We start from the raw sequence: 21261 nt of genomic DNA, 5'->3' as shown, positions 1-21261 counted from the left end.
GGTGAATGTCGCAGCGGCCGCGATCAGTTGTCGCGCTCGACCACCGAATCGGCCAGCAGGCTGAGGTGGCTCACGTCGGCCAGGCCGCTGGCGGCCAGCGCCGCCTTGGCTTCGGCACGCAGCGCCTGCGCCAGCGCGCGCGCGGGTGCCAGCCCCAGCACGCTGACATAGGTGGGCTTGTTGGCGTGCTGGTCCTTGCCGGCCGTCTTGCCGAGCACGGTGGAGTCTTGTGTGACGTCGAGGATGTCGTCGACGACCTGGAAGGCCAGCCCCAGCGCCGCGCCGTAGTCGGACAGCGATTTCGTCGCCTGCGCCGACGCGGGGCCGCAGGCGGCCCCCATCATGACGCTGGCCTGCAGCAGCACGCCGGTCTTGCGGCGGTGCATGTCGCGCAACGTGGTCTCGTCGAGCTGCTTGCCGATGCTGGCCAGGTCGATGGCCTGCCCGCCAGCCATGCCGTCGTAGCCGGCCGAGCGCGCCAGCAGCGCGCACAGCCGGGCCTGCAGCGCCGGGGCGATGCCCTCGTCGGGGGTCAGCACCTCGAAGGCCAGCGCCTGCATCGCGTCGCCGGCCAGCATGGCCTGCGCCTCGCCGAAGGCCACGTGCGTGGTCGGCTTGCCACGGCGCATGACGTCATCGTCCATGCAGGGCATGTCGTCGTGCACCAGCGAGTACGCGTGGATGAGTTCCACGGCGCAGGCCGCCCGCATGGCCGCGAAACCGTCGCCACCCACCGCCGCGCAACTCGCCAGCACCAGCAGCGGGCGCAGCCGCTTGCCGCCGCCCAGCACCGCATAGCGCATGGCCTCGCCGAGGCCGGCTGGTGCAGCCGCTGGCACGAGATCGTCCAGGACCGTTTCGAAAACGGTCAGGGACGCCTGCGCCCAACGGTCAAAGTCCTGTGCATTCAAGATTCGGGGCCCTCCCAGGCCTTCAATTCGGCGCCATCCAGCAGCCTGACCTGCTGCTCCACCGCCTGCAGCCGCCCGCGGCACAGCGCCAGCAGTTCGGCACCCCGCTTGTAGCTGTTCAGCAATTGATCCAGCGGCAGTTGCTGCCCCTCCATCGCCGCCACCAATCGCTCAAGCTCGTCGAGCGCCTGCTCGTAGCTGAGGGCGGCGTCGCCGACAATCGCGGCAGCCTGGGTGCGGGCGGAGGTCTTGGTCATTTCAGAACACGAAACGGCGATTGTAGTCAGCGGGTTGCGCGAATCCTGAGCCTGGAAGGGATGACGCGTGGCCGCGCCGCAACCCTGGCCGGGTAGAATTTACGTCCCTTCTCCGCCCGCGCGCCTGCGCAGGCACCTCCACCCCAACCTAGCAACCTGGCCGACTCGGTAACCCCGAGATGCGCCGGAGGGACGCAGCACCAAATCAGCCGTTCTGGCCTGAAAGACCCCCTGGATCATGTCCGACCTGAGCCTTCCCGTCTCGGCGCTTGAACGCAGCCGGACCCAGCTCCCGGTGAGCGCCTATTTCGACCCCGATCTGTTCCAGCGCGAGCAGGCCAGCATCTTCCAGCGAGGGCCCCGCTACGTCGGCCATGCACTGGCCGTGCCGGAAGTCGGCGACCACTACGCGCTGCCGCAGGAAGGGGAAGGCCGGGCCCTGGTGAGGTCGGCCTCCGGCATAGAGCTGATTTCCAACGTCTGCCGCCACCGCCAGGCGGTCATGCTGCGCGGGCGTGGCAACACCCAGGCCAACATCGTCTGCCCGCTGCACCGCTGGACGTACTCGCACCAGGGCGAGCTGATCGGCGCACCGCATTTCGAGCAGGACCCCTGCCTGAACCTGAATCGTTACCCATTGCAAGAATGGAACGGTCTGCTGTTCGAAAACAACGGTCATGACATCGCCGCCCAGTTGAGCCAGCTCGGCCCGCGTGCCCAGCTCGACTTTTCCGGGTACGTGCTGGACAAGGTGCAGGTCCACGAGTGCCACTACAACTGGAAGACCTTCATCGAGGTCTATCTGGAGGACTACCACGTCGGCCCGTTCCACCCGGGGCTGGGCGGCTTCGTCAGCTGCGAGGACCTGGCCTGGGAGTTCGGCAAGCATTACTCCGTGCAGACCGTGGGCGTGCACAAGGCACTGGAGCGTCCGGGCTCGCCGGTCTACCAGCGCTGGCATGACCAGCTGCTGAAGTTCCGCGAAGGCCGCACGCCCGAGGCCGGCGCGATCTGGCTGACCTACTACCCGCACATCATGGTGGAGTGGTACCCGCACGTGCTGGTCGTGTCCACGCTGCACCCGGTGTCGCCGCAGAAGACGGTCAACCTCGTCGAGTTCTACTACCCCGAGGAGATCGCCGCCTTCGAGCGTGACTTCGTCGAGGCCCACCAGGCGGCCTACATGGAGACCTGCATCGAGGACGACGAGATCGCGGAGCGCATGGACGCCGGCCGCAAGGCGCTGATGATGCGCGGCGACAACGAGGTCGGCCCCTACCAGAGCCCGATGGAAGACGGCATGCAGCACTTCCACGAGTGGTTCAGGCAGCAGGTGGGGCCCATCGGCTGATGCCGGCCTCGGGCCTGATGATCCTGGCGACGCTGCTGTTCGCCACGATGGGGGTGTGCGTGAAGCTCGCCAGCGAGCTCTACGACGCCAGCGAGATCGTCATGTACCGGGGGCTCGTGGGCATGGTGCTGATGGCGGTGATCACCCGCCAGCAGGGCCTGAGCCTGAAGACCGCCGTGCCCGGCATGCACCTGTGGCGCAGCATCTCGGGCGTGGCGGCGCTGTCGCTGTGGTTCTACGCCATCAGCCAGTTGCCACTGGCCACCGCGATGACGCTGAACTACATGTCCTCGGTGTGGATGGCGCTGTTCCTGCTCGGCGGCGCGGTGCTGCTGGGTGCGCAGCGGCTGGACTGGCGGCTGGTGGCCGCCGTGCTGCTGGGCTTCGTCGGCGTTGCGCTGATCCTGCGGCCCACGCTGGACCAGCGCCAGCTCTGGCATGGCATGGCCGGCCTGCTCTCCGGCATGCTCTCGGCCATGGCCTACCTGCAGGTCACCGCGCTAGGCCGGGCCGGCGAGCCCGAACTGCGCGTGGTCTTCTACTTCTCGCTGGGCGGCGCCGTCGCGGGCGCCGGCATCACGGCGCTCGCCACCGGCAGCCTGCACGGGCACACGCTGCGGGGCGCCGCGCTGCTGCTGGCCGTCGGCCTGCTCGCCACCACCGCCCAGGTGCTGATGACGCGCGCCTACGCCATCGGGCGGCCGCTCGTGAACGCCTGCCTGCAATACCTGGGCATCGTGTTCTCCTTCGCCTACGGCATGCTGCTGTTCAAGGACCCGCTGACGCTGCACGCCACGGTGGGCATGGTGCTCATCATTGCCGCGGGCCTGGCGGCGACACTGCTGCGCTCCCGGGTGGCGCCGCCGCCCAAGGACAGCCAATTCAACCCTGCGGATTCCTGACCATGACGCCGTACACCACGCTGATTTCGCCGTCCGAGCTGCGCACGCTGGCGGACCCGCTGATCCTGGACTGCCGCTTCGATCTGGCCGACCCGTCGGCCGGCGAGCGCGCCTACGGCGCCGGCCACATCCCGGGCGCGTTCTACCTGCATCTGGACCGTGATCTCGCCGGGCCGAAGACCGGCCCCGACGGCAGCTTCCGCGGGCGCCATCCGCTGCCCGACCGGGCCACTTTTGCCGCGTTGATGCGCAAGCTGGGGCTGCGCGCCGGCCGCCAGGTCGTCACCTGCGACCTGCAGGGCGGCCCCTACGCCGCGCGGGCCTGGTGGATGCTGCGCTGGCTGGGCCACGCCGACGTCGCCGTGCTGGACGGCGCCTGGGATGGCGAGCTCACCCCCGAAGTGCCGACCGCCACGCCGACCGACTGGCAGCCCGGTGAGCCGCTCGTGGGCCAGGTGGACGCCGCCGCGCTGCTCGGCCAGCTCTGCCGCGTGCGCCTCATCGACGCCCGCGCGCCCGAGCGCTTTCGCGGCGAGGTCGAGCCGCTGGACCTGCAGGCCGGCCACATCCCGGGGGCGTCCAACCGCCTGTTCAAAGACAACCTGCAGGTAGACGGCCGTTTCAAGCCGGCCGCGCAGTTGCGTGCCGAGTTCCAGGCCCTGCTCGCACCGCACGGCGCCGCGACGGTCGTGCACCAGTGCGGCTCGGGCGTGACGGCCTGCCACAACCTGCTGGCCATGAGCCACGCGGGGCTGGGCGACGGGCTGCTCTATCCGGGTTCGTGGAGCGAATGGTCGGCCGATCCCGCCCGGCCCATCGCAAAAGGTTGATGTCCGACAACCCCGGCGCGCGCTGATCCGCCACACTGAGATCCCGCACAACGACTGGAGGACCGAATGTTCAAGCGCATCCTCGTGCCCACCGACGGCTCCGACATCACCCTGCACGCGGTGGACACTGCGATCGAGCTCGCCAAGGTGCATGGCGCCGAGTTGCTGACGCTCAGCGTCATGGAGCCCTTCCCCTACAGCGCGGTCTCGGAGATCCAGCCCGTGCCGCCGCAGGAGTTCATCGATGCCCAGCATCGCGTGGCCAGCCAGCGCGTGGAGGACGTGCGCGCCCGCGCCACCGCGCAGGGGCTGCCGTGCCGGGCCCACGTCGTCGAAGCGCTGCATGCCTGGGAGGCCATCGTCGACCACGCCAAGGCCGAGCACGTGGACCTGATCGTCATGGCCTCGCACGGCCGCAAGGGCTTCGCCGCGCTGCTGCTGGGCAGCGAGGCGCAAAAGGTGCTGACGCACATCGAACTGCCGGTGCTGATCGTCAAGTGACGCCGGGCCGCAGGCGCCTCTCCTCCGCGGCCCGCTTCAGGCCGCCGCGGCGCGAGCCGGTGGCTTGCGGATCGCCATGACCGCCAACGCCGCCACGAGGCAAGCCCCGCCGGCCACGAACAGCGCCGGCGAATAGGACAGCATCACCGACCGCGTGAAGCCGGCGCCGAAGGCCGCCGCCGCCGCGCCCAACTGGTGGAACGCGAACACCCAGCCGAACACCAGGCCGGCGCGGGCCGGGCCGAAGAGGTGGGCCGCCAGCTTGACGGTGGGCGGCACGGTGGCGATCCAGTCCAGCCCGTAGAAGACGGCGAAGGTGGACAGGCCTGCGACGGTGAAGTCCGAGTACGGCAGCCAGAACAGCGACAGGCCGCGCAGGCCGTAGTACCAGCACAGCAGCTTGCGGTTGTCGAAGCGGTCGGACAGCCAGCCCGACAACGTCGTGCCGACGAGGTCGAACACGCCCATCATGGCCAGCACGGAGGCCGCCGGCACGGGGCCCAGGCCGCGGTCGCCGCACAGCGAGATGAAGTGCGTCTGCACCAGGCCGTTGGTGCTCAGGCCGCAGATGAAGAAGCTGCCCGCCAGCACCCAGAAGGCCGGCACGCGCGAGGCCATCGCCAGGGTCTCGAACGGCAGCCGCCAGGTGGGTTTGGGCGCCGGCCCGGCAGCGGGCTCGGCACCCGTCGCCCCATAGGGTGCCAGACCCAGGTCGGCGGGCGAGTCACGCAGCAGCGCCAGCACCAGCAGCGCCACGACGCCCGTCGCGATGACGACCGGGAACAGCGCGGCGCGCCAGCCGTGGTGCTCGATCAGCCAGGTGGCCAGCGGCAGGAAGATGAGCTGCCCGGTGGCGCTGCTGCCGGCCAGCAGCCCCATCACCAGGCCCTTGCGCTGCACGAACCAGCGGTTCACGACGGTCGCGCCCAGCACCATGGCGGTCATGCCCGTGGCGACACCCAGCACCAGGCCCCAAAGCGCAAAGGCTTCGGCCAGGCTGTGCATGAAGACGCCCAGCAGCAGCGCCACGCCGATGACGGCCGACGCGAGCGTGACGACCGCGCGCACGCCATAGCGCATCAGCACGACCGCCGCGAACGGCCCGAGCAGGCCGTAGAGCGCAAAGCGGGTCGCGAACACGGACGACAGCGCGGTCGTGCTCCAGCCGAACTCCCGGGACAGCGGCTGCAGCAGCGCCCCGGGCAGGCCCAGCGCGGCGGACGTGACCAGCATGGCCAGGAAGGTCAGCGCCGCGACGACCCAGGCGTAGTGGATGCCGCGGCGTTGCAGGAACGGGGCGAGGCGGGCGGCGGGCGCTGCGAACATCGGGTCACCTTGGCATCGCAATTTGATTGCGATCGATTTCAATAATGCAATGATATCAACCATAATCAAAATACCGCAACCACCCTCACCTGTTCTGGAGCCTCGGCGATGAAAGTGACCAAGGAGCAGTCCGAACTGAACCGCCAGGCGCTGCTGGACGCGGCCGGGCGGCTGTTCAAGCAGCACGGCATCGACGGCGTGGGCGTGGCCGACATCTGCAAGGCGGCGGGCCTCACGCATGGCGCGCTGTACAAGCATTTCGCCGACAAGCAGGACCTGGCGGCCCAGGCCTTCGCGCACAGCTTCCGCCGCGGCTTCGACAAGACCACACGGCCCAAGGGCGGCGCGGCACCGACGCTGGCCACCTACCTCGACCCGTACCTGAGCCGCCGCGTGCGCGACGACCACGGCGCCGGCTGCCCGGTCGTCACGGCCGCCTGCGACACCGGCCGGCAGAGCGAGGCGGTGAGCCGCAGCTACACCGCCGGCTTCCTGGAATTGCGCGACGGCCTGCAGGCGGTGCTGGACCCCGACGGCACCGACCCGGCCCGCGCCACGCTGGCCGTGGCCGCGCTGATCGGCGCGATGTCCATCTCGCGCGGTGTCGTGAAAACCGATCCGAAGCTGGCCGACGACGTGTTGCGGCTGGTGCGCCGCGGCATCGAGCAGTTGGCGCCGGACTGAGGGGTCAGCCCAGCGCCTGGCGCAACCGCGGCGCGGCGAAGTCCAGGAAGCGCCGCATCTTCAGCGCCATCTGGCCGCGCGAGGGGTGCACCAGATGCACCGGCACGGCCTCGGGCTCGAAGGCCTCCAGCACGATCTGCAGTTCGCCGCGTGCGACGGCGTCCACCGCCTGGTAGTGCAGCAGCCGCGTGACCCCCACGCCCAGCACGGCTGCGCGCGCCGCGGCCTCGGGTGTCGTCACGCTCAGCCGCGGCCGCACGGCGACGTCGAGCGCCGCGCCCGAGCCTGGCTCGCGGAAGCGCCACGACGGCACGGCCAGCACCGACGCCACGGCCGCGCAGGGCAGCCGCTGCAGGTCCTCGGGCCGCTGCGGTTGACCATGCCGTTCGACGAAAGCTGGGCTGGCGCACGCCACCCAGCGCATGCGCCCCACCTGCGTCGCGACCATGCGACTGTCCGGCAGCGGCCCGATGCGCACCGCCATATCGACGTGGTCGTCGATCAGGTCCACGTTGCGGTCGGACAGCAGCAGCCGGATGTCGATGTCGGGGAACGCGGCCAGGAAGTCCGCGACGACTGGCAGCACGTGCAGCCGGCCGAACATCAGCGGGGCAGTCAGCACCAGTTCGCCCTTGGGCGCGGTGAACTCGCCGGCCGCCTCGCGCTCGGCCTCTTCCACCTGCTCCAGGATGCGCCGCGCGGCGGCGACGTAGGCCACGCCGGCGTCGGTCAGCGTCAGCTTGCGCGTCGTGCGCAACAGCAGCCGAGTGCCCAGCCGCGCCTCCAGGTCCGACAGCTTGCGGCTCAGCGTCGCCAATGGCACCTGCAGCGCCCGGCCCGCGGCCGACAGGCTGCCGTGCTCGGCAACGGCGACCAGCAGCGACATGGCTTCCAGGCGACCCACGCAATCCTTCCATTTTCCGGAAAACTTCTTCCCGCGTCAGGCAGATTATCAAGTTAACTGGAAGAGCCCATCATGACGCCATCCCCTACACCACCGCTCAAGGAGACCGTCATGTCCTATGGATTCCTCGACATCGCCGTCACGCCCAGCGTCCGCGCGGTACAGGCCCGCATGGGCGCCGACGGTCTATGGCAGGGCTTCAAGGGCCACCGCGAGTTCGACCGTTTCACCGACGGCGAGGCCGGCTTCATCGGCGAGCGCGACAGCTTCTACATGGCGACCGTCTCCGAGACCGGTTGGCCCTACGTACAGCACCGCGGCGGCCCCAAAGGCTTCCTGAAGCTCATCGACGAACGCACGCTGGCCTTCGCCGACTACCGTGGCAACCGCCAATACCTGAGCACCGGCAACGTTGCCGCCGACGGCCGCGCCTGCCTGTTCCTGATGGACTACGCGCAGCGCGCGCGGCTGAAGGTGTTCGTGCGCGTCGAGGTCGTCGCGCTGGACGCCGACCCGGCGCTGACGGCACAGGTCACCGTGCCCGGCTACTCGGCCAGGATGGAACGCATCTTCAAGCTGCACCTCCAAGCCTTCGACTGGAACTGCCCGCAGCACATCGTGCGGCGCTTCACGCAAGCCGAGATCGACGACGCCGTTCAGCCGCTGCGCGACCGGCTGGACGCACTGGAGGCCGAGAACGCCGGGCTGCGCGCCCGCCTCGCCACGCCGGCCTGACGGCTCAGTCCGCCGGCAGCAGGTGGCGGCGGAAGAACGCGACCGTCGGCTGCACCCATTGCAGCGTGGCGGCGGCTCGGTCGAAGCCGGGCGGGTCGCCGATCAGCTCACGCTCCAGCGCGCCCAGCGCCTCGGGCCGCGGCGGCGGCGCCAGCAGCGCACCGTGGCCGGCGCCGTGCAGGTCGGCGATCAGTTCGCAGTCCTGGCAGGCGGCGCGCAGCGGGCCGCTGTGCAAGCGCGGCAGCAGCCAGCGGTCGGCGTCGGCCGTGATGAGGCCCAGCGGCACGCGCGGGTGCGTCAGCGTCGCGAGGTCGAAGTCGGCCGCCACCGGCACGCCGGCGACGATGGCGGCAATGCGCGGGTCGTCGTGCGTCTGCGGTGCGGCGTCGCCGCCGAACTTCCAGTTCAGCACGCGCTGCGCCACCCACTGCTTCAGACCGTCCAGCGCGCCGCCGGTCAACCGCGTCGCCAGGCCCACGCAGGCATTGAAGTCGTCCGCGATGTGCTGTTCGCAGTGCGCGCGGAAGCGCTCGGGCGACCAGGCGCCGCCGGCCAGGCTCAGCATCGTGTGGCCGCCGGCGGACATGCCGTAGGCGCCGACCCGGTCCAGCTTCAGGCCGGCGAAGCGCGGGTCGGCGGCGACGCGGTCGATGGCATGGCTGATCTCGGCCGGGCGCAGCTTCCAGCTCGCCGGGCCGGGCTGGGACGGGTCCAGCCAGCTGTCGCCGCGGTGAAAGGGCAGCACGACGGTGAAGCCGGCGTCCACCAGCGCCTGCGCCAGCGTCACCTGCGGCCAGGGGCCGCCGCCCGAGCCATGCGAGATGGCGATCAGCCGTCCGTTGGACAGCGCGGGCGCCGGCCGCGCGTCGGGCGCCAGCAGCAATTCGAAGCTGCCGCGCTGCACCGGGCGCGCGGTGTCGACGGTCGGGAAGAGCAGCGTGACCGGGCCGCCGGCATCGTCCGCCGGCAGGCTGGCCATGCCCATGGATGTGGCGTTGGCCGGGCTGGCGGCCAGCAGGCCCAGCAGCGCCACGAGGGCGGGAAGGAAGTTGCGCATGAGGGTTCCCGACGGGGATGGAGAAGCCTGCAGCATGGGCAGCGCCGCCCGGCGCGTCTGGCCGAAACCTCGCGGTTGCAGCTTTCGCCCAGGGATTTCAGGTTTCGGCCAGCGCCCGTTGGCGGAATTCGGTGGGCGTCAGGCCCGTGTCGGCCTTGAACGCGCGGTTGAACGGCCCGATGGAGCCGAAGCCGACATCCAGCGCCAGGCTCAGCACCGGCAGCGTGCGCTCGGCCGGGTCGGCGAGGCGGCGCCTGGCCTCGGCCAGCCGCAGGCCGTTCACGTAGGCGTTGAAGTTGCGGTGGCCCAGCCGCTGGTTGATGACGCGGCGCAGCCGGTACTCGGGCACGCGCAGTTGCGCGGCGAGGCCGGCCAGGCTCAGGCCCTCCTGCGCGTAGCCGCGGCCCTCACCCATCGCACGCGCCAGCGCGGCGGCGAGCGCGTCGTCCTGCGGGTCGGCCGAGGGGGGCGGTGGCTCCACGCGCGGCGCCGGGGCCGTCGGCGGTGCCTCGTCCCACAGCCCGGCCGCGCGCGGCGACAGCAGCCGCGCCGCGACGAACGCGGTCAGCGTGCACAGCATGGCCGCGTCCAGCAGTGCGACGGCGGGCGTGAGCCGGCCGTCCGGCGACGCGAAGATGCGCAGGCTCACCATGACCAGTGCATAGACGGCGCCCCCGCCCACGACGATGCCGCGCCACCAGCGGCGCTTCTCGATCAGATCGGCGCGCCACGGCGCGGCGACGGCCGCGAGGGCCAGCAGCGCGAAGACGATGGGCACGGCCCGCATCAGCACGAAGCCCGGCAGCGGCCAGCGCGCCGCCCATGCGCACACGCTGGCGCCGTACAGCGCCACCCCCGCCCACACGGCGCCATGCCAGGCACGCAGGCGGAAGTCGTCATCGAACACCGCCCGGGCGAAGAGCCAGTACAGCACGGCCGAACCCAGCGAGACACCGATGCCGGGCGACTGTGCCCAGCAGCTCAGTTCGTATTCCACCCAGGGCGACGCCGACACGGCCTGCACGGCCAGCGACAGGGCCAGCGCCATGCCGGTGATGGCGAGGTGCCCGAGGCGCGCATGCCGGCGCCGGGGCCACAGGGCGATGGCCGCGAGCAGCAGCAGCGCGATCAGCGCGCCGCGCAGCGCCGCATCAATGAGCGCCATGCAGCAGGTTCGACACCCCGAACGCGACCGCCAGGCCCACCACCAGCCAGGCCACCTGGGCCAGCGTGTCGCGCCAGGCCAGTCGCTGCTGCAGCTGCGGCAGCAAGTCGGCCACCGAGATGTAGATGAAGCTGCTGGACGCCAGCACCAGCAGGTAGGGCAGCGCACCCTCGAAACGGCCGATCAGGAAGTAGCCCAGCACGCCGCCCACGACGGCGGCCATGCCCGAGATGGCGTTGAACAGCAGCGCCCGGGCGCGCGACAGCCCGGCGTTCAGCAGCACGATGTAGTCGCCCACCTCCTGCGGGATCTCGTGCGCGACGATGGCCAGCGCCGTCGCGAACCCGAGCCGCGTGTCGGCCAGGAAGGCCGCCGCGATGATGGCGCCGTCGCAGAAGTTGTGGATGCTGTCGCCCACCAGCACGGTGAGGCCGCCGCGGCCCGCCTGCTGGGCGTCGAAATGATGGTGGTGATGGTGGCCGTCGCCCTCGTGGTGGTGCACGTGGCGGTACAGCTCCACCTTCTCCAGCAGCCAGAAGAACAGCAGGCCGCCCAGCAGCACGGCGAACAGCGTCTGCGGCCGCGCCGTGTGGCTCTCGAAGGCTTCGGGCAGCACATTCAGCAGCGACGTGCCCAGCAGGATGCCGGCCGACAGGCTGACGAGGCTCTTGACGAGCCGCGCGAGCACGCCGACCGTCAGGCTCGCGGCGACGAGCACCGACAGCAGCCCGCCCGCGAAGGTGGCGAGCACGATGTAGAAAAGGGTCATGGGATCAGCAGACGGACCGGCAAAAGAACGGGGCCGCCCTGTACGACGGCCCCGACCCTGTCAGCCTAGCAGAGCTGTCAAGCCATCAGGCCACGCCATTCTTCTTGAACCACTCCAGGCAGCGCTTCCAGCCGTCCGCCGCGGCCGCAGGGCGGTAGCTGGGGCGGTAGTCGGCGTGGAAGGCGTGCGGCGTGTCGGGGAAGACGACGAATTCGCATTGGGCGTTGCCGGCGGCCTTCAGCGCGGCCTCCAGCTGCGTCAGCGTCTCGACCGGGATGCCCGTGTCCGCCGCGCCGTACAGGCCCAGCACCGGCGCCTTGATGCTGCCGGCCAGCTCGATGATGGTCTTGTCGCCCGGGTGGTAGGCGCGCGCCACCGGCCCGTACCAGGCCACGGCGGCCTTGACGCCCGGGTTGTGCGCCGCATAGCGCCAGGTCGTGCGGCCGCCCCAGCAGAAGCCGGTGATGCCCAGCTTCGACGTGTCGCCGCCATTGGCCGCGGCCCAGGCGACGGCAGCGTCCAGGTCGGCGTTGACCTGCGCGTCGCCGGCCTTGCTGACGACCTCGCTGATGAGCTTGGGAATGTCCGTGTAGGCACCGGCATTGCCGTGGCGCGCGAACAGCTCCGGCGCGATGGCCAGGTAGCCCTGCTTGGCAAAGCGCCGGCAGACGTCGGCGATGTGTTCGTGCACGCCGAAGATCTCGCACACCACCAGCACCACCGGCAGGTTCTTCTTGCCGGCCGGCGCGGCGCGGTAGGCGGGCATCGCGAAGTCGCCCGACTTGATGCTGATGCTGCCGGCGTCCAGCCCCGTGGCGTCGGTCGTGACGGTCTGCGCCGTCACCGGCAGCACGGCGGCCGCGAAGCCGCTGCCCACGGTGGTCTGCACGAAGCTGCGGCGGCTGTAGTCGCGGCCGGGGGCGAGGCTGTCGATTTCGTCTTTCAGCATGGGGGCTCCTGAGGGGAAGAACCGTCAAATTTTGCCCTGACAATCCCCCGCCATGACGACGCGCCCCGACCACAACAGCCCACGCCGGGCCGCCGCAGGCAGGCTGCCTCCCCTTGCTGGGCAGGTCGGGCACAGGACGGCCCCGGCAGCACCGGGGCAGCAGATCTGGGGCGCCATCGACATCGGCTCCAACAGCTTCCGCCTGGAGCTGGCCCGCCTCACCGGCGAGCGCTACCAGCGCGTCACCTACGTCAAGGAGGCCGTGCGACTGGGCGCCGGGCTCGACGCGCAGGGCATGCTGACCGAGGCGGCCATGCAGCGCGGGCTCAACTGCCTGAAGGGCTTCGGCGAGCAGCTCGTGGGCATCCCGCCCGAGCGCATCCGCGCCGTCGCGACGCAGACACTGCGCGAGGCACGCAACCGCAACGCCTTCCTGGAACGCGCGCAGGCCGTGCTGGGCCACCCGATCGAGGTCATCCCGGGCCGCGAGGAGGCCCGCCTCATCTATGCCGGCGTGGCGCGGCTGCAGCCCTCCGAGAAACAGCGCCTGGTCATCGACATCGGCGGCCGCTCCACCGAGATGATCCTGGGCAGTGGCCGCAAGCCGCTGCTGGCGGAGTCGTTCGGCGTCGGCAGCGTGGGCCTGTCGGTGCGCTTCTTCGCCGACGGGCGCTACACGGCGGAGGCCTTCCGCGCCGCGCAGGTCGCGGCGGGCGCCGAGCTGGAGGAGGCGCTGACGCACTTCCGCCCGGAACGCTGGCAGGAGGTGCTGGGCTCGTCGGGCACGGTAGGTGCGGTGTCGCAGATCCTCGCGGCCACCGGCAAGACCGACGGCCGCATCACGCCCGACGCGCTGCGCTGGTGCATCGCCCAGTGCGTGGAGGCCGGCTCGCAGGACAAGCTGCAGCTCGCCGGCCTGAAGGAAGACCGCCGCCCCGTCGTGGCCGGCGGCCTGTGCATCCTCTACACGCTGCTGACGCAGTTCGGCATCGAGGCCCTGCTGCCCACCAAGGGCGCGCTGCGCCAAGGCGTCATCTTCGACCTCGCCGAGCGCTTGCAGCCGGCCGAAGGCGTGGACGTGCGCGCCGCCTCGGTGGCCGAGCTGCAGACGCGCTTCGCCGTGGACATTGCGCAGGCCGACCGCGTGGCACAGCAGGCCGAGCTGCTGTACCGGCAGCTGCACCCGCGCGGGCCGAGCGAGCCGCTGCGCGAACTGCGCTGGGCCGCCGCGCTGCACGAGATCGGCATGCTGGTGTCGCACCACGACCATCACCGCCACAGCGCCTACCTGCTGGCCCACGCGGACGCGCCCGGCTTCTCCACCAACCAGCTGCAGCGCCTGGGCACGTTGGCGCTGGGCCAGCGCGGCGGCCTGCGCAAGATGGAGACGCAGCTGGCCGATCCGGGCCTGCTGGACCAGGTCATCGCGCTGCGGCTGGCCGTCATCCTGTGCCACGCGCGCACCGAGGCGCCGGCCAGCCCGACGCTGGAGCGCGACGGCAAGAAGCTGACGCTGCTGCTGCCCAAGGACTGGTCGGCCGGCCAGGCGCGCACGCGCTTCCTGCTGAAGGAAGAGGCCGAGGCCTGGGCACGCAGCGGGCTGTTGACGCTGTCGCTGAGCTGACGCCACGCGTCCGGACGCGACGCGCCTGTAAAGCAATGCTTCCGAATGCTTCGGCAGGCGCAATGACGGCGCATTTCCGCCTTTGCCGCGGGGGGGCTGACCGTAGCCTTCTCGGCCAGTCGAGACAGAACTTGAGCGCTCGGCATGGAGTAGCAAATGCCCAGCATCACCGGCCTGAGTCCCGACGACATTGCCCAGCTCAGCACGGCCGCCATCGCCGCGCTGAAGCCCGCCGACTGGCAGGCCTTCACTGCCCAGCAGATGGGGGCGTTGACCAGCATCCAGGTGGCGGCCATCCCCGCCACCGGCTGGCACGCGATCACGCCGGCCCAGGTCTCGGCCCTCAGCACCGACGGTGCCAGCGGCCTGACTGAACGCAGCCTGCCGCAGCTCGCCAGCGACCAGTTCGCGGCCCTGCAGCCCGACCAGCTGGCTGCCCTGCCCATCCAGGGCCTGCACGCGCTGACCAGCCGCCAGGCCCCGGCGCTGAACGCCGCGGTGCTGGATGCGCTGGACGTGCGGCAGGTGCAGGCCATCGCCGCGGCGGCGCTGACCGCGATGGGCACCGACCAGATCGCCGCGCTGGGCAGCACCGAGGTGAGCCAGTTCAGCGCATCGCAGCTGAAGTCGCTGCTGACCGGCCAGGTCGCGGCGCTGTCGCCCGACAGCGTCGCCGGCCTGGCATCCGACCAGGTCAAGGCACTCACGTCAGCCCAGTTGGGCAGCATGACCAGCACGCAGCTGCATGCGCTGACGCCCGACCAGGTCAACCAGTTGGGCAGCACGCAGACGGCCGGCCTGCACAGCAGCCAGCTGGCTGCGCTGGGCAACGACCAGCTGCAGGCGCTGGACAGCCAGGCTTTCGCCGGCCTCTCCGCCAGGGCCCTGGCCGGGCTGGGTTCCGACCAGCTCGGCCTGTTGTCCGGCGAGCAGCTCGCGGCCCTCGGCACGGCTGCCGTCAACGGCCTGGCCACCAGCCAGCTGCATGCCTTGAGCGCGGACCAGCTGCAGGCACTGACCGCGCCGCAGGTCGCCGCCTTCAGCAACGCGCAGATGGCCGCGCTCGACAGCGACCAGGTGCAGGCGCTGAGCAGCCAGCAGCTGCATGCGCTGTCGCCCGGCCAGCTCTCGCACCTGAGCCTGGCCGCATCCGAGGCACTGACACCGCAGCAGCTCGCCAGCCTCACCTCCACGCAGGCGCCGGGCCTGTCCACGCAGGCGCTGGCCGGCTTCTCGGACGCACAGATCGGGGCCTTGGGCAGCCAGGCCCTGCACGGCCTCAGCAACGCGCAGCTGGGCGCGCTGAGCCCCGGGCAGGTGGCGGCGCTGACGCCCAGCCAGCTGCAGGGCCTGACCAGCCTGCAGGTGCGCGGCCTGTCCGACGCCAGCCTGTCCGCTCTGGGCAGCGAACAATGGGCCGCGCTCGGCGCCCCGCAGCTCAACGGGCTCAACACCCACCAGCTGCAGTTGCTGGGCAGCGACCCGCTGGCCGCACTGTCGACCAGCGCGCTGCACGGCCTCGACGCCAGTGTGGCGCTGGCCTTGCGCGCCGACCAGCTCGCGGCACTGTCGCCCACGCAGTGGCAGGCCCTGGGCACCCAGGCCTTGCATGCGCTGAAGCCGGACCATCTGAGCGGGCTGGACGCCGAGCAGCTGCAGGCGTTGAGCACATCCCAGCTCGCCGCGCTGACGACGGCGCAGTGGGCCGCGCTGGATGCCGATCAGCTGCACACGCTGCTGCCCGCGCAGTTGGCCGGCCTGTCCAGCGTCCAGGTGGCCCTGCTGGGCAGGGACACGCTGGCGGCCTTCGGGCCCGACCAGATCGCCGCCTTCGGCGCCCGTCAGGCACCCGGCCTGTCGAGCGGCCAGATCGCCGGCCTGGGCGTGGACGCGATCGCGGCGCTGTCCACGGCCGCCCTGCACGCCTTCGGCACGGCGCAGGCCGCCGGCCTGAGCGCGGCCGACATGCAGGCGCTCAGCCAGGGCCAGTTCCAGGCCCTGTCCAGCGCACAGCTGCGCGGCCTCGGCGACGCCGCGGTACCGGCCCTGACGCACGACGAGATGGCCTACCTCAGCGCCAGCCAGCTCAATGCGCTGAGCACGCACCAGCTGCAGCTGCTGCAGGCTGACCAGCTCGGCGCGTTGAGCACGGCCGCCTTGGCCGGCATGGGCAGCACGACCGCCGCGGCACTGACGCCGGTGCAACTGGCGGCGCTGGACGTCGAGCAGCTGCACAGCCTGGGCACGCAGGCGCTGCATGGCCTCGCGACGGCGGCGCTGGCCGCCTTGAGCCCCGGCATGTTCGCCGCCTTCAGCCCCACCCAGGTCGCGGCGCTGAGCCCGGCGCAGTGGCAGGCGCTGAATGCCGGGCACATCCAGAGCCTGGGCACCGCCCAGGTCGCGGGCCTGAGCCCGGCGCAGTTCGCCCAGCTGAGCACGGCCGAGATCGCCACGCTCAACCCCGACCAGATCGGCGCACTCAGCGCCAAGCAGATGGCCGGCGCGACGCCGGATCAGATCGCCGCGCTGGACCCCGACCAACTGCACTTCCTGGCGCCCGCCGCGCTGGCGGCGCTGGGCAACCGCCAGCTCGCGGCACTCAGTGCCGCCGACATCCAGCAGCTCAGCGGCAGCCAGGTCGCGGCGCTCGGCGAGGCCCAGCTCAAGGCCTTGTCCACCAGCGCCTTCACCGCGCTGACCGTGGACCAACTGGGCGCGCTGACCGGCCAGCAGGCCGGCGCCTTCAGCGCCCAGACGCTGGCCCTGCTGAGCCCCGCCCAACTGACCGCGCTGAGCACGGCGGCCCTCCACGGCCTGGGCGCCGCTGCGGTGATGGCGCTGACGACCGATCAGATCCAGAGCCTGCAGCCCGAGCAGCTCCACGCCCTGTCCGCCACGGCCGCCGTCAGCCTGCAGGCCACGCAGCTGGCGGCCATGTCGCCGGACCAGATCGCCGCCCTGGGTGCCGGCAACGTCGCGGCGCTGGCGCTGAACCAGGTCGCCGGCCTAGGCGCAGCGACGCTCGCGGCCTTCAGCGACGCCGAGATCGCCGCGCTGAGCCCCGGGCAGTTCGCGCGGCTGAGCACCGCAGCCCTGGCGGCGCTGAACGAGGAACAGATCGGCGCCCTGAGCGCCCGCCAGACCGCCAGCATGAGCAGCGCCCAGTTCCAGGCGCTGTCGGCCATCCAACTCGCCGCCCTGGGCCCGGCCGCGATGGCCGGCCTGCCCGCCACGCTGATCGCCAGCCTGACCCCCGAACAGGCCACGGCGCTGAGCGCGCCGCAACTGCAGGGCCTCGGCGCCACGCAGCTGCATGCCCTGGGCGACGCGACGCTGCGGTCGCTGACGCCGGAGCAGATCGGGGCACTCAGCGGCGGCCAGGTCAACAACCTCAGCACCCACCAGATCCAGCAGCTCGGCGGCGAACAGATCGCCGCACTGGGCAGCGGCGTGCTGCACACGCTGAGCGCCGCCAATGCGGCCGCGCTGACACCCGCGCAGATGGCCTTGCTGACGACCGACCAGCTGCAGGCCATGGGCACGCAGGCGGCGCATGTGCTGCTGCCCGCCCAACTGCAGGCGCTGGCGCCGGCCCAGGTGGCCGCCCTCGGCTCGGCAGCGCTGGCGGCGCTGAGCTCCACACAGTTCCACAGCCTGGGCGCGGCCGGCCTGCAGGCCCTGGACGCCACGCAGCTGGCCGCCTTGAGCACGGTCGAGATGCGCGGCCTGGGCACGGCCGGGCTGGACCTGCTCAGCGATCTGCAATGGAGCCAGATCCACAGCACGCAGATGGCGGGCCTGAGCACCCAGCAGGTCGCGGCATTGACGCCCGGCGAAGTCACCGCCCTCGACCCTGCCGTCATCGGTGCCATGAGCACGCAGCAATGGTCGGCCCTGGGCCAGCCCCAGCTGCAGGGCCTGGGCACGGCGGCCCTGCACGCGCTGAGCCGCAACGAGGTCACGGCGATGTCGGCCGCCCAGCTGGCCTCGCTGTCCACGCTGCAGATCTCGACGCTGAACGGCGCCCAGGTGGCCGGCATGACCAGTGCCCAGCTGCACGGGCTGACGGCCGACCAGACGGGCGCGCTGTCCACCTCGGCCGTGCACGCCCTGGCCAGCCAGCAGTTCGATGGCCTGTCTCTCACCCAGCTGGCTGCGCTGTCGACCGCGCAGCTGGCCAGCCTCGGCACCGGCACGCTGACGGGCCTGGGCGCGGCCCAGCTGCAGGCGCTGGACACGGCCCAGCTGCAGGCGGTGCCCGCGGCCTCGCTGCAGGCGCTCAGTTCGACGCAGCTGCTGCAACTGGGCACCGACCAGTGGCAGGGCTTCAGCAGCCAGCAGATCGCGGTCATCCCGGCCGCGGACTGGCCGGCCCTCAGCGGCCCGCTGGCGCTGCTGGGCAGCGCCCAGCTCGCCGGCCTGACCGCGAGCCAGCTGCAGCAGTTCAGCAGCACCGACTTCCAGGTCCTGAGCGGCGCGCAGATCGCCGCCCTGCCTGCCGCCACCCTCGTGGCGCTCAGCGCCGCCGACGTGGCCGTGCTCAGCACCGCCCAGGTCGCCGCGCTCAGCACCGCGCAGATGACCGGGCTGAGCGGCACGCAACTCGCCGCGATGAGCAACGACCAGCTGCACAGCCTGGGCACGGCCCAGCTGAACGCGCTGACCGGACCGGCCGTCGCCGCGCTCAGCACCAGCCAGCTCGCGCTGCTGGGCGCGACCGGCCTCGCGGCCTTCAACGGCAGCGTGTTCGCCGCCATGAGCAGCGATGCGCTGGCCCTGCTGACCAGCGTCCCGGTGGCGGGCCTGGGCACCGACCAGATCGCCGCGCTGACCGCCAGCCAGGCGCCCGGCCTCGGCCTGGCCGAGCTGGCGTCGCTGACGCCCGCGCAGCTTGCCGCGCTGAGCCCGGCCGCGCTGCACGCGCTGAGCACCACGCAGTTCGAGGCCTTGCACGACAGCCAGTTCACCGGCATGACCAGTGCGCAGATCGCCGCCCTGCCCGTGGCCGACGTGAGCCTGCTCGCCACCGACGCGCTGCATCTGCTGTCGGCCAGCCAGGTCCAGGCGCTGGGCAGCAGCCAGGCAGCGGCGCTCAGCGTGCAGCAGCTGCAAGCCATCGCACCCGACAGCCTGGCCGGCATGACGGCCACGGCCCTGCACGCCGTGTCGCTGGCCGGCATCGCCGCGCTGTCGCCCCAGCAGATCGGCGCGCTGACCAATGCGCAGATCGCCACGCTGGACCCGACCCAGATCGCCGCGATCTCGCCGCAAGGCCTGCTGGCGCTGAATGCCGACCAGATCGCGCACATGAGCAGCGCCCAGCTGCAGACCCTGTCGACCGACCAGCTCGCCGTGCTGCAGCCCCAGCAGCTGGCCGCCTTCAGCAGCGACGTCATCGCCAGCCTGACCGGCACCCAGCTCGATGCCCTGCGCCCGTCGCAGTTCGCCAGCCTCAACCCGCAGCAGCTGGCCGCCATCTCGCCCTACCACCTCAGCGGCCTGTCCACGGCCGTCATCGCCACGCTGGACAGCGAGCAGGTCGGCGGCCTGACCGTGGCCCAGGTGCTGTCGCTGACGCCGACGCAGTTCGGCGCGCTGGCCGACACGGCCATGTCGGGCCTGGCACCCGACGCGCTGCACGCGATGTCGGTGGCCCAGTTCAGCCAGTTGCGGCCCGACCAGATCGCGATGCTGACCGGCCAGCAGTTCAGCGCGCTGACCCAGTCCGAGATCGCGACGCTGACGCCGGCCCACATCGCCGCGCTGGAGCCCGGCCAGTTGCAGGGCATGACGGTCAACCAGGCCGAGGCGCTGGGCCCGCTGCAACTGGGCGCGCTGCAGCCGCTGCAGCTGTCGGCCTTCAGCCCGCAGGTCATGGCCAGCCTCAGCGTCGCCCAGCTGCAGGCCCTGGCCCCAAGCCAGTTCGCCAGCCTGGACCCGACACAGCTCGCGGCCATCTCGCCCCATGCGCTCAGCACGCTGTCCAGCGCCGTCATCGCGACGCTGGATGGCGAACAGGTCAGCGGCCTGAGCGTGGCCCAGGTGCTGTCCCTGAATGCGTCACAGCTCGCCGCGCTGGCCGATGCCGCGATGCCGGGGCTGGACGCCAACGCGCTGCATGCGATGTCGCTGACCCAGTTCGGCCAGCTGCGGCCGGACCAGATCGCGATGCTGAGCGCGCAGCAGTTCGGCGCGCTGACGCCCATCGAGGTCGCCGCGCTGACGCCCGCCCACATGGCCGCGCTGGAGCCCTGGCAGATCTCGGCGATGACGGCCTCGCAGCTGGCCATGCTCGGCACGGAGCAGGTCGCCGCGCTGACGCCCGGCGGCTTCGGCCACCTCAGCGCCGAGCAGATCCCGTCGCTGGGCGCGGCCGAGGTCGGCGCGCTGAAAGGCAACCAGATCAATGCGATGACGACCGACGCGCTGCAGGCCTTCACGCCTCAGCAGGTCGCCGCGATGACGACCAGCGAGCTCGCCGGCATCGACATGAACCACGTGGCGGCCTTCACGGCCGGGCAGCGCTCCGCGATGTCGGCCGACCAGCTCAACGCGCTGGCCGGCGCCTCGCCGCTGGTGCTCGACCTCAGCGGCCTGGGCGTGCAGACCGTGGACGCGACCCACGGCATCAGCTTCGACATCAACGCGACCGGCCAGGCCCAGCACATCGGCTGGGTCGGCGCGGGCAGCGGCCTGCTGGTGCTGGACCGCAACGGCAATGGCCGGATCGACGACGGCAGCGAACTGTTCGGCACCGCCACGCGGCTGGCCAACGGCCAGCTGGCCGAGAACGGCTTCCAGGCGCTGGCCCAGCTGGACAGCAACCACGACGGCAAGCTCACGGCGGCCGATGCGGAGTTCAGCCATCTGAAGGTGTGGGTGGGCAGCAGCGCGCAATCCGCTGGTCAGCTGAAAAGCCTGGCCGATCTGGGCATCGTCGAGCTGGACCTGAGCGCGCTGCACTCGACCACGCTGCAGCAAGGCAACCTGATCGGCCTGGAAGCCGGCTACACGACCCAGGACGGCGCTCGCCACGAATTGGCCGACGTCTGGTTCGCCCAGACCGGCACGCAGCCGCTGCCCGCGTTGACCGAGCTGCTGCAGCCGGCCACGACACCGCTGCTGGCTGGCGGTACCAGCCCGCACGCGCCCGCCACGGGCGACCATGACACCCTGGTGCACCTGGCCCTGGTGGACCGCCACCTGCGCGAATTCGACGAGAGGCAACGTCAGGTCGCCAGCAGCGCCTGGTAGCGCGAGGCCGCACACACGTTTCCTGCTGGACGAAGCGGCCGA

General features: G+C 71.5%; 16 protein-coding genes. 8 read left to right on the top strand and 8 right to left on the bottom strand.

Annotated elements, in window-relative coordinates; translation table 11 throughout:
- Nucleotides 1–23: 23 nt before the first annotated feature.
- Nucleotides 24–872 carry a polyprenyl synthetase family protein gene (locus ACO07H_RS08150; RefSeq protein ID WP_422018608.1) on the bottom strand — a complete coding sequence of 283 codons (849 nt, stop codon included), beginning with the start codon at nucleotides 870–872 and terminating at the stop codon, nucleotides 24–26.
- Nucleotides 873–907: 35 nt separating this feature from the next.
- A complete protein-coding gene (xseB, locus tag ACO07H_RS08145; RefSeq protein WP_422012946.1) occupies nucleotides 908–1168 on the bottom strand; it encodes an exodeoxyribonuclease VII small subunit in 261 nt (86 codons plus the stop codon).
- A 238-nt stretch (nucleotides 1169–1406) separates the two neighbouring features.
- Here xseB and ACO07H_RS08140 point away from each other — a divergent pair, with 238 nt between their 5' ends.
- The 4 genes from ACO07H_RS08140 to ACO07H_RS08125 all read left to right on the top strand — a co-directional run bounded on the left by ACO07H_RS08140 (nucleotide 1407) and on the right by ACO07H_RS08125 (nucleotide 4752).
- Nucleotides 1407–2519, top strand: coding sequence for an aromatic ring-hydroxylating oxygenase subunit alpha (locus ACO07H_RS08140; RefSeq protein WP_422012944.1), 1113 nt, complete (start codon nucleotides 1407–1409; stop codon nucleotides 2517–2519).
- Nucleotides 2519–3421, top strand: a complete 903-nt coding sequence (locus ACO07H_RS08135) for a DMT family transporter (protein WP_422012942.1) — start codon at nucleotides 2519–2521, stop codon at nucleotides 3419–3421. The genes ACO07H_RS08140 and ACO07H_RS08135 overlap by 1 nt, the downstream gene beginning before the upstream one ends.
- Nucleotides 3418–4251: a sulfurtransferase gene (locus ACO07H_RS08130; RefSeq protein WP_422018607.1), complete on the top strand. Its 834-nt coding sequence runs from the start codon at nucleotides 3418–3420 to the stop codon at nucleotides 4249–4251. Before ACO07H_RS08135 ends, ACO07H_RS08130 begins: the two co-directional genes overlap by 4 nt.
- A 66-nt stretch (nucleotides 4252–4317) precedes the next feature.
- Entirely contained in the window at nucleotides 4318–4752 is a 435-nt protein-coding gene (locus ACO07H_RS08125; RefSeq protein ID WP_422012940.1) for a universal stress protein, read from the top strand.
- Between the two features lie 36 nt (nucleotides 4753–4788).
- On the opposite strand, the gene ACO07H_RS08120 is transcribed toward ACO07H_RS08125, so the two are convergent.
- Entirely contained in the window at nucleotides 4789–6078 is a 1290-nt protein-coding gene (locus ACO07H_RS08120) for an MFS transporter (RefSeq protein ID WP_422012938.1), read from the bottom strand.
- 108 nt (nucleotides 6079–6186) lie between these two features.
- On the opposite strand from ACO07H_RS08120, the gene ACO07H_RS08115 reads away from it, so the two are divergent.
- Entirely contained in the window at nucleotides 6187–6762 is a 576-nt protein-coding gene (locus ACO07H_RS08115) for a TetR/AcrR family transcriptional regulator (protein ID WP_422012936.1), read from the top strand.
- Between the two features lie 4 nt (nucleotides 6763–6766).
- Here ACO07H_RS08115 and ACO07H_RS08110 read toward each other — a convergent pair whose 3' ends face one another.
- The gene (locus tag ACO07H_RS08110) at nucleotides 6767–7666 is read right to left on the bottom strand and encodes a LysR family transcriptional regulator (RefSeq protein WP_422012934.1); all 900 of its coding nucleotides are present in this window, start codon (nucleotides 7664–7666) and stop codon (nucleotides 6767–6769) included.
- A gap of 111 nt (nucleotides 7667–7777) precedes the next feature.
- Here ACO07H_RS08110 and ACO07H_RS08105 point away from each other — a divergent pair, with 111 nt between their 5' ends.
- Complete coding sequence (locus ACO07H_RS08105) at nucleotides 7778–8401, top strand: pyridoxamine 5'-phosphate oxidase family protein (protein WP_422012932.1); 624 nt, start codon at nucleotides 7778–7780, stop codon at nucleotides 8399–8401.
- Nucleotides 8402–8405: 4 nt separating this feature from the next.
- On the opposite strand, the gene ACO07H_RS08100 is transcribed toward ACO07H_RS08105, so the two are convergent.
- The 4 genes from ACO07H_RS08100 to ACO07H_RS08085 all read right to left on the bottom strand — a co-directional run bounded on the left by ACO07H_RS08100 (nucleotide 8406) and on the right by ACO07H_RS08085 (nucleotide 12341).
- On the bottom strand, nucleotides 8406–9458 hold the full coding sequence (locus ACO07H_RS08100; RefSeq protein ID WP_422012930.1) for an alpha/beta hydrolase family protein: 1053 nt from the start codon (nucleotides 9456–9458) through the stop codon (nucleotides 8406–8408).
- A 97-nt stretch (nucleotides 9459–9555) separates the two neighbouring features.
- On the bottom strand, nucleotides 9556–10623 hold the full coding sequence (locus ACO07H_RS08095; protein WP_422012928.1) for a helix-turn-helix domain-containing protein: 1068 nt from the start codon (nucleotides 10621–10623) through the stop codon (nucleotides 9556–9558).
- Complete coding sequence (locus tag ACO07H_RS08090) at nucleotides 10610–11392, bottom strand: ZIP family metal transporter (protein WP_422012926.1); 783 nt, start codon at nucleotides 11390–11392, stop codon at nucleotides 10610–10612. The genes ACO07H_RS08095 and ACO07H_RS08090 overlap by 14 nt, the downstream gene beginning before the upstream one ends.
- A gap of 85 nt (nucleotides 11393–11477) precedes the next feature.
- Nucleotides 11478–12341 (bottom strand): dienelactone hydrolase family protein, encoded by an 864-nt coding sequence (locus tag ACO07H_RS08085; RefSeq protein WP_422012924.1) that lies wholly within the window; start codon nucleotides 12339–12341, stop codon nucleotides 11478–11480.
- 52 nt (nucleotides 12342–12393) lie between these two features.
- Here ACO07H_RS08085 and ACO07H_RS08080 point away from each other — a divergent pair, with 52 nt between their 5' ends.
- Both ACO07H_RS08080 and ACO07H_RS08075 read left to right on the top strand, forming a co-directional pair.
- Nucleotides 12394–13965, top strand: coding sequence for an exopolyphosphatase (locus tag ACO07H_RS08080; RefSeq protein WP_422012922.1), 1572 nt, complete (start codon nucleotides 12394–12396; stop codon nucleotides 13963–13965).
- 156 nt (nucleotides 13966–14121) lie between these two features.
- Nucleotides 14122–21219, top strand: coding sequence for a hypothetical protein (locus ACO07H_RS08075; RefSeq protein ID WP_422012920.1), 7098 nt, complete (start codon nucleotides 14122–14124; stop codon nucleotides 21217–21219).
- Nucleotides 21220–21261 lie beyond the last annotated feature (42 nt).

The organism is Roseateles sp., from assembly GCF_965229315.1.
In the GTDB taxonomy this organism is placed as follows: domain Bacteria; phylum Pseudomonadota; class Gammaproteobacteria; order Burkholderiales; family Burkholderiaceae_C; genus Pelomonas.
This window is presented reverse-complemented; position numbering and strand designations above follow the sequence as displayed.

Bases quoted from the DNA above. Each gene is read 5' to 3' on its own strand.
- ACO07H_RS08100 (WP_422012930.1), bottom strand. From the start codon at position 9,458: ATGCGCAACTTCCTTCCCGCCCTCGTGGCGCTGCTGGGCCTGCTGGCC.
- ACO07H_RS08125 (WP_422012940.1), top strand. From the start codon at position 4,318: ATGTTCAAGCGCATCCTCGTGCCCACCGACGGCTCCGACATCACCCTG.
- ACO07H_RS08075 (WP_422012920.1), top strand. From the start codon at position 14,122: ATGCCCAGCATCACCGGCCTGAGTCCCGACGACATTGCCCAGCTCAGC.
- ACO07H_RS08080 (WP_422012922.1), top strand. From the start codon at position 12,394: ATGACGACGCGCCCCGACCACAACAGCCCACGCCGGGCCGCCGCAGGC.
- ACO07H_RS08120 (WP_422012938.1), bottom strand. From the start codon at position 6,078: ATGTTCGCAGCGCCCGCCGCCCGCCTCGCCCCGTTCCTGCAACGCCGC.
- ACO07H_RS08085 (WP_422012924.1), bottom strand. From the start codon at position 12,341: ATGCTGAAAGACGAAATCGACAGCCTCGCCCCCGGCCGCGACTACAGC.
- ACO07H_RS08115 (WP_422012936.1), top strand. From the start codon at position 6,187: ATGAAAGTGACCAAGGAGCAGTCCGAACTGAACCGCCAGGCGCTGCTG.
- ACO07H_RS08105 (WP_422012932.1), top strand. From the start codon at position 7,778: ATGTCCTATGGATTCCTCGACATCGCCGTCACGCCCAGCGTCCGCGCG.
- ACO07H_RS08140 (WP_422012944.1), top strand. From the start codon at position 1,407: ATGTCCGACCTGAGCCTTCCCGTCTCGGCGCTTGAACGCAGCCGGACC.
- ACO07H_RS08135 (WP_422012942.1), top strand. From the start codon at position 2,519: ATGCCGGCCTCGGGCCTGATGATCCTGGCGACGCTGCTGTTCGCCACG.
- ACO07H_RS08095 (WP_422012928.1), bottom strand. From the start codon at position 10,623: ATGGCGCTCATTGATGCGGCGCTGCGCGGCGCGCTGATCGCGCTGCTG.
- ACO07H_RS08090 (WP_422012926.1), bottom strand. From the start codon at position 11,392: ATGACCCTTTTCTACATCGTGCTCGCCACCTTCGCGGGCGGGCTGCTG.
- xseB (WP_422012946.1), bottom strand. From the start codon at position 1,168: ATGACCAAGACCTCCGCCCGCACCCAGGCTGCCGCGATTGTCGGCGAC.